Origin of the sequence: Pedobacter agri PB92 (assembly GCF_000258495.1) — a bacterium.
In the GTDB taxonomy this organism is placed as follows: Bacteria; Bacteroidota; Bacteroidia; order Sphingobacteriales; family Sphingobacteriaceae; genus Pedobacter; species Pedobacter agri.
Map to the genome: position 1 here is coordinate 1 of NZ_AJLG01000195.1, position 8,683 is coordinate 8,683.

4 protein-coding genes and 1 pseudogene are annotated in these 8,683 nt (G+C 36.3%); all 5 read left to right on the forward strand.

Annotated elements, in window-relative coordinates:
- Positions 1-645: 645 nt before the first annotated feature.
- Positions 646-3,324: pseudogene (locus tag ON09_RS26925) on the forward strand (DEAD/DEAH box helicase family protein); the annotation flags it as partial.
- A 91-nt stretch (positions 3,325-3,415) separates the two neighbouring features.
- A complete protein-coding gene (locus ON09_RS20465; RefSeq protein WP_010602936.1) occupies positions 3,416-4,432 on the forward strand; it encodes a hypothetical protein in 1,017 nt (338 codons plus the stop codon).
- Complete coding sequence (locus tag ON09_RS20470; protein ID WP_010602937.1) at positions 4,413-5,042, forward strand: hypothetical protein; 630 nt, start codon at positions 4,413-4,415, stop codon at positions 5,040-5,042. Before ON09_RS20465 ends, ON09_RS20470 begins: the two co-directional genes overlap by 20 nt.
- Positions 5,043-5,086: 44 nt before the next feature.
- Positions 5,087-7,051, forward strand: a complete 1,965-nt coding sequence (locus ON09_RS20475; RefSeq protein ID WP_010602938.1) for a restriction endonuclease subunit S — start codon at positions 5,087-5,089, stop codon at positions 7,049-7,051.
- 1 nt (position 7,052) lies between these two features.
- Positions 7,053-8,582, forward strand: a complete 1,530-nt coding sequence (locus tag ON09_RS20480) for a class I SAM-dependent DNA methyltransferase (RefSeq protein WP_010602939.1) — start codon at positions 7,053-7,055, stop codon at positions 8,580-8,582.
- Positions 8,583-8,683 lie beyond the last annotated feature (101 nt).

The following is an 8,683-nucleotide window of genomic DNA, read 5'->3' on the forward strand; positions in this document are numbered from 1 at the left end:
GATTGAATGATCAAATGAGAGAGTGAATGAATAAATTTCGAGTGGATGATTGAGTAGTTATGAACTTTAATTCGGTTAGATATATGGTCTACGGGAACCCGTAAAGAAATTTAGTTTTAGTTTTTGAAGTTTGATTATTGAATCATTAAAATCAGAAAACATGAGCAATGACAGATTAAATTTAAATCAACAATCAAATGGTGATTATAAGGTGCACGAAAATGGATGTATTTATTATCCAACACAGAATTATGATGATCTAGGTTACTATAGTTCTTGTTCATCAGCTGTTACCGCGGCAATGCAAAAACATCCGTACAAAAAAATTAACGGCTGTAAAACATGTTCAAATCCTTGCCACACGAGTTAGATTAAAATTTTTTAAGATCAGGGTATATAATTGCTCCAATACTTGGGGACAATTATTATTTTATTCCGTTCAAATGTTCACAATTTGCAGCCAATAATTAATTCATTATCTTGCGAGAATCAAATTCATTAGCCCGAAATGATTAGCGAACTCAACCAAAACCCTGAACAACAAGCCCGTGATAAAATTGATGCAATGCTGCAACAGGCTGGCTGGCACGTACAATCAAAGAATAATATTGATTTCAGTGTTGGAGTGGGTGTGGCTATTCGTGAATACCAAACCAGTGTCGGTCCTGCAGATTATGTTCTGTTTGTCAATCAAAAACCTTTGGGATTGATAGAAGCCAAAAAGGAAGATGAAGGACATCGGCTTACCGTTGTTGAAGAGCAGTCAAAAGAATATGCAACGGCTGACCTGAAGTTTTTCAAAAATACAGAAGGATTAAAATACATTTATGAAAGCACGGGCGTTGTTACCCGTTTTACCGATTATACCGACCCAAAGCCTCGGGGCAGAAATGTTTTCAGTTTTCATAAGCCGGAGACTTTATTGGAATGGTCAAAGAGAGATAAGAGTTTAAGAGGAAGGTTTGCTGATTATCCCGTATTGGATGAAACAAATTTGCGTCCGGCGCAGATTATTGCCATTAATAATTTGGAGAAATCTTTTAAAGGCAACCGACCAAAAGCATTAATTCAAATGGCGACGGGTGCCGGAAAAACCTTTACTGCCGCCACTTTTATTTACCGCTTACTGAAATTTGCAAAGGCTAAACGATCCTGTTTTTAGTCGATACCAAAAACTTAGGAGAGCAAGCCGAGCAGGAGTTCAGAGCTTTTCAGCCACAGGATGATAACCGCAAGTTTACAGAGTTGTATAACGTACAAAGATTGACGTCGAGCTATATCGCCGATGAAAGTCAGGTGTGTATTTCTACTATTCAGCGGATGTATTCTATTTTGCAGGGCGAAGAAATGGAGGAGGATGAAGATGTAATCAACCCCAATGAAAATTCATCGTGGATAGAAAAACAGTTGGCAAAAAAAGATGCCATTCCGGTTGCCTACAATTCAAAAGTTCCCATTGAGCAGTTTGATTTTATTATTATTGATGAATGTCACCGTTCTATTTATAACCTTTGGAAACAGGTGTTAGATTATTACGATGCTTTTTTAGTGGGCTTAACTGCAACGCCTGATAAAAGAACTTTTGGTTTCTTTAATGAAAATGTAGTCAGCCAATATACATACGAAGAATCGGTGATTGATGGTGTGAACGTTCCTTACGATGTTTATTTAATCGAAACCGATATTTCTACCAAAGGTGCCTTGATAGAAAAAGGTTGGTTTGTAGACAGAAGAGATAAGCTTTCCAGAGCCAAAAGATGGCAACAGGAAGATGAAGATACTGCTTATCTGCGAAATGATTTAGATAAAAAAGTAGTCAATATCAGCCAAATCCGAACGATTATTACGGCTTATAGAGATGCGTTGAGAAAGGATATTTTCCCGAATCGTTTTGATGAAAACGGCGAGTATGAAGTGCCTAAAACTTTGGTCTTTGCCAAAACCGACAGCCACGCTGATGACATCATCAACATCATTAGAGAAGTATTTGACGAAGGCAATGACTTCTGCAAAAAGGTAACCTATAAAATAGAAGAAGACCCGAAATCGGTGCTGAACCGTTTTAGAAACGACTACTATCCGCGTATTGCTGTAACGGTTGATATGATTGCAACCGGAACTGATGTGAAACCTCTGGAGGTGTTGCTGTTTATGCGTGACGTGAGAAGCATCAATTATTTTGAACAGATGAAAGGACGAGGTACCCGTACCATTCCTGCTGATAAATTAAAACTGGTGACCAAAACTGCCGATGCTAAAACCCACTTCGTGATTGTAGATGCAGTAGGTGCCACCAAATCTAAAAAGACCGATAGCCGACCGTTGGAGCGACAGCCAACTATTCCCTTAAAAGATTTGTTGCAGGCCGTAACAATGGGTGTGCAGGAAGAAGACGTGTATCTTTCATTGGCAAACCGTCTTATCCGTCTGGAAAAACAACTGACCGATGCCGAAAAGGAGAAGATACAGGAACTGGCAAAAGGGAAAAGTCTAAAGCAGATGACCCGTGAATTAATTGAGGCTTTTGATGCCGATGTTATTGCGGATAAAGCAAATGCCATTATTGCGCAAATCCCGGTTGATGAACGTACGCCTGCCAAAGAAGCAGAAGCCAGAGCAGAAGCGCAGGAAGCCTTGATGAGAACCGCATCACTCACTTTTAACGGCAAACTGAACGACCATATTGATAATGTGCGCAAACAGCACGACCAGATTATTGACCATATTAATCTGGATGAAGTGACCAAAGCAGAATGGGACACAGAATCGGTGGACAAAGCCAAAGCCCTGATTAACGATTTCAGCGAATACCTGAAAGCCAATAAAGATGAGATACAGGCGCTGAGTATTTTCTACGACCAGCCTTACAACCGCCGTAACATTACTTTTAAAATGATAAAAGAAGTAATGGATAAACTGAAACTGGAAAAACCGCAGTTGGCTCCGGTTCACGTTTGGAATGCTTACGCGGGGATAGAAGAAGTGAAAAGCGATTGCCCGAAAGATGAACTGACGGCATTGGTTTCTTTGATTAGAAAAGTGTGTGGCATAGATGAAGAACTGAAACCTTTTGATAAAACCATTGACGAGAATTTTAAGCGTTGGATATTTGCACAAAATGCCGGACAGCACAACCGCTTCAGCACCGAACAAATGGAATGGCTACGAATGATAAAAGACCACATTGTAAGTTCTTACCATATTGAGCTGGATGATTTAGATTACAACCCTTTTGACAGCAAAGGCGGAAGAGGAAAGATGTACCAATTATTTGGTAACGAAATGGATAGTATTATTAATGAATTAAATGAAGCATTAGCTGCATAGAAAAAGTTTTAGAGAAATAACTCAATATTGTTTTAAATATAATACACTTAAGTTTGGCAAACTTTTTAAATATCAAAGATAAAATATAATGGCTCACGATCCTAAATTAACAGCTTACACAATTCAATTAAAACCATCGAATACAGCAATAGAAAACTCTAACAGATGGCTTTTTAGAAATATAATAAGTGAAGCAAATCAAAATGAGTTAACAGATAGTTTTATAATTACTGAGGTTTTTAGGGCATTCATCTCTGCATTGGATACACCAGAAATGTATTCCGATACAACCAGTAAGAAATGCATGACAGCAAATCAAGCTGATATTGAAGATTCTGATGTAAACGCTAACATTGCACTTCACAGCCAACAATTTATTATCGAAGGAAAAGTGGAAGGTGGGAGCTATGGCAGGAAAAGAAATAAGACATCTACAATCGACAAATCAAATAAATCAGATGTTAATGAGAGAGATGCGATTACAGAAGATTTTTACTTTCTTCTTTACTGTCCTTTACAATCAAACAAATCGACACTATTTATACAATCCTATTCTGATGATTCAATAGACAGTGTGATGAAGAAATTTTGGCAAAACTTCTTTTCTTTTCAAGGAACATTTAATCAACCTGCTATTAAAAGATTTGTCCCAATTTCAATAATAGAAGATTTTAAAACGAATGCAACAGTTAGCGGATTAACATTTACTACTGACATGCCAGGGGAAACTTTATTAGAAAATACAAGTATACAAACAACAAGAAATTACAAAGTAACAGTTAAAATAACGCCCACTAACGATGATTTATCTGTTGAAGAATTTGAACAAACAATCGAGCCGCTTCAACAAACTTTTTTTACGAGAGTAATGAATTTAGGACAGTTTTTAAGAAAGACTGGCACATTAAGAGACACATCAACAAATAAAACATCTCCTTTTGATTTAGGTTCATCATTTGAAATACAGCCAAGCATCCTATTGTCAAAATACATACCAATAAATGGTGATGATAGTGATTTCGAAAGAATAAAAAATTATTGTTTTGCATTATTGGAAACTGTTAAGCCTGAAATCTATATAGAAAATGCAATACAAGAGCGTTAAAAACTTAATAAAACCATTAATTAAAGGTGGTCAGGAATGGCAATCCATTAATATTAATGGAATTGACGAAAAGCCTAAATTATATTTTAGCAATATTCAATGGATTATACTCATAATTAGTTCAGTAATACTTTTAAAACTAACAAAGGGCATATCTAAAGATATAATTGGATATGTGATGTCTGCATTTTCAATTTCTGTTTCTCTATTTATGTCATTACTCGTTAGCATATTTGATAAATTCGAGAATACAAAATTTGAGACAATAAGTATAACAGAAACAGAGATTGCAAGATTAAAACAAAAAAAGAATTTCTTCAAAAGATTTATTTCAATCACAAGCTATTTGGTTGTTTTGTCAATTCTAGTAATTGTTTTGTGTAGTTTGACTTATATCTTCAACATCTCGGTTAGAGATATTGAAATCAAAACTTTCAGCCTAAAATGGTCAGACATAGATATGTGTCTAACCTTCAAAAATACAGCAATTATTGGGTATAGAATTGCTCTCAATTATTTCTTGCTCAACTACTTGTTCCTTACATTTTTCATTACTGGAAGTGCTTATGAGTATTATATGTCAGAGATGGATAGACGTAAATTATCATAAATGGTCAAAATATTTACTAAAATCAAAGAACGGTTGCTTACATAATGAGAGAAGATTGGATAGAATGTAAATCATGTGATTTATTAGATGTTAGGGATGGCACTCACGATACTCCAAGGTATATAAATGATGGAGGTTTTCCACTAATTACTTCAAAAAACCTTATTAAGGGCAATATAGATTTTTCAAACACTAAATTCATTTCAGAGATTGATATGAATCTTATCAATCAAAGGTCAAAGGTTGATATTGGGGATATTTTATTTGCAATGATAGGTACAATTGGTAATCCAGTTGTTGTTAAAGAAGAACCCAGATTTTCGATTAAAAATATTGGTTTATTTAAAAATAAAATCAATATCGTAGAGTCGTTACTCTTTAAATATTTCTTGGATTCGCCACTTTTCCTAAATCAATTGGATAAGAGACAGTTACTAAAAGGAACAACTCAGAAATTTATTCCACTTGGGTCTCTAAGAGATATTGACTTTCCTCTTGCGCCCCTTCCCGAACAACGAGCCATTGTTAAAAAATTAGAAAGTTTATTTAGCAGTTTAGATGCCGGTGTTGCCGATTTAAAAAAAGCACAGCAGCAATTAAAAATCTACAGTCAAGCGGTTTTGAAAAAGGCTTTTGAGGGGGAATTTGTAGAAGTAAAGTTTAAAGAATTGGGTAATGCAATTGACCCTCAACCAAGTCATAGAACGCCACCCGTTGATGCTAATGGAATTCCTTATGTAAGTATAAAAGATATTGTTGGCAATAAGCTTGAACTTTCTAAAGCAAGGTTAGTATCAAAGAACGTCTTGCAGGAACATTTAAACCGTTATACTATTTTAGAAAATGATTTTATAATAGGCAAAATAGGAACGATAGGAAATCCGGTAAAAGTCCACTTGCCTCAAAATTATACGCTTTCAGCAAATGTTGTTTTGATACAACCAAGAAAAATAAATTCTAATTATCTCTATTATTATTTTAAATCCTCAAATATTGAACAGCAATTTAATTCTGGAAAAAAAGCTACAACGCAAGCGGCTTTTGGCATTCAAAAGGTAAGAGATTTAGTCATACGTTATCCTTTAGATGATAGCCAACAAAGAAAGATTGTTCTTGACATAGAAACTAAGCTATCCGTTTGTGATTCTATCGAACAAAACATCAAAGAAAGTTTAGAAAAAGCAGAAGCCTTGCGCCAAAGCATTCTTAAAAAAGCATTTGAAGGTAATTTATTAACCGCAAAGGAATTGGCAGAATGTAAACAAGCTGCAGATTATGAACCTGCAAGTGTATTGCTGGAGCGGATAAAAGCGGAGCAGAACAAAGCAGCAGCTAAGCCAAGTAAAAAGAAAGTGGCTGAACCTTTAGTTGTGGCTAAAGTAGAAACTCCGGTTGCAAAAATATCGGCAGACATTCACGCAGGTTTAATAGCTAAAGTGATTAAGATTCACGAAGAAAATTCCACATCAATAGATAACTTAAGTCATATCAAATGTGAGAAGATTGCGCATTTAGTTGAATACCATTTACAGATTCCATTAGGCAGACAGCCTGTAAAAGATGCAGCAGGTCCCGATGATTATCCGCACTTGAAGAGCGTAGAATCTCGTGCTAAGAAAGCAGGTTTTTTCAATATCGTAAAGAAACCAATCGGCTATTCTTATTCATCGGCCAGTAATTCTGGTAAAGTCATTGATAAATTTCAATCTGCACTTTCAGATGAAAAGAACAGGCAGTTGGATAATTTAATTGCTTTGTTTCTAAAGTTCGATTTAGAGGTTTCAGAAATTATCGCCACCACATACGCAGGATGGAACAATTTAATTCTTAATGGAAATGCAAATCCATCAGATGAAGAAATCGTTTATGAATCAAGAGAAAACTGGTCAGAACGAAAGTTGAAGATTGCAATAGAACGCTTTTTCAAGGCAATTGAGTGGATGCGTAAAAATGAAATAGTACCAATAGGTTATGGAGCGGTAGTTCCTTTCCCAAAAAAGAAAAAGTAAAATGACAGAAGCAGCAATAGTATCAAAAATATGGAATCTGGCAAATGTAATGCGCCACGATGGAGTTGGGTATGGAGATTATTTGGAACAAATCACCTATCTGCTATTTCTTAAAATGGTGGATGAATTAAATAAACCACCCTACAATAGAAAACTGAAATTGCCAAGACTGAAAGATGTAGAAGGCAAAGAAGTGGAAGGAGCAGAAGTTTGTTCGTGGGAGAATCTAACATCAAAAAACGGTGCCGAACTGGAGTCTTTTTACATTCAGGCATTGCGTTCGTTAGGTACAGAAAAAGGGATGTTGGGGCAAATCTATGTGAAGAGCCAAAACAAAATACAAGACCCATCCAACCTGCAACGCATCATCACCATGATTGGCAAAGAAGATTGGAGTTTGATGGGTGCTGATGTAAAAGGAACCATCTACGAAGGCTTGCTGGAAAAGAATGCGGAAGATACCAAATCGGGAGCAGGTCAATACTTTACACCAAGAGCATTAATCAGAGCCATGGTAGCTTGTGTACAGCCTAAACCGATGAAAACCGTAATCGACCCAGCTTGTGGTTCTGGTGGTTTCTTTTTGGCAGCCTACGATTGGCTTACCGAAAACAATAAATTAGACAAAGATGAAAAGATGTTCTTAAAGAACAGTACTTTTCACGGCAATGAAATTGTCGCCAGCACGCGTAGAATGTGTCTGATGAATTTATATCTTCACGGTATCGGTGAGATAGATGCTGAACCATTGGTAAAATCAAACGACGCACTGATAGCTGCAGAAAGCCAGACCTACGATTATATTTTAGCCAACCCTCCGTTCGGTAAAAAAAGCGGAATGACGGTTACTAATGAAGATGGGGATATCGAGAAAGAAGATATCAGCTACAACCGTCAGGATTTCTGGGAAACGACGAGTAACAAACAGCTAAACTTTTTACAGCACATTAAATCCTTAATGAAGATTGATGGACAAGCGGCAGTGGTGTTGCCAGACAATGTTTTGTTTGAAGGTGGTGCCGGAGAGGAAATCAGAAAGCAACTTTTAAAAACAACAGAACTACATACGATTCTACGCTTGCCGACAGGTATTTTCTACGCCAATGGTGTAAAAGCAAATGTTTTGTTCTTCAATAACAAACCCGCCAATAAAGAGGCGTGGACCAAAGAAGTTTGGTTTTATGATTACAGAACCAACGTTCATCACACCCTAAAGAAAAAGCCGTTGGCAGAATCTGATTTATCCGATTTTGTAGAATGCTACAATTCTTCCAACATTAATAAACGTAAGGAAACCTGGAGTGAAGAAAACCCAGACGGTCGCTGGAGAAAATACAGCTATGATGAAATTATTGCAAGAGATAAAACCAGTCTGGATATCTTTTGGGTAAAAGACCAAAGCTTAACAGATTTGGATAACTTGCCGGATCCTGATGTTTTGGCATTGGAGATTATTGATAATATTGAGGCAGGATTGGCAAGTTTCAGAGAGATTGTGAGTGAGCTGGAGAAAAGTGAAGAGATGAATTAAAATAAACAAATATGAAAGCATTTATATCATACAGTCACAAAGATGTAGGCTATTTAGATAAATTAACTGTTCATTTAGCACAAATTAAACAGTGTGTACGT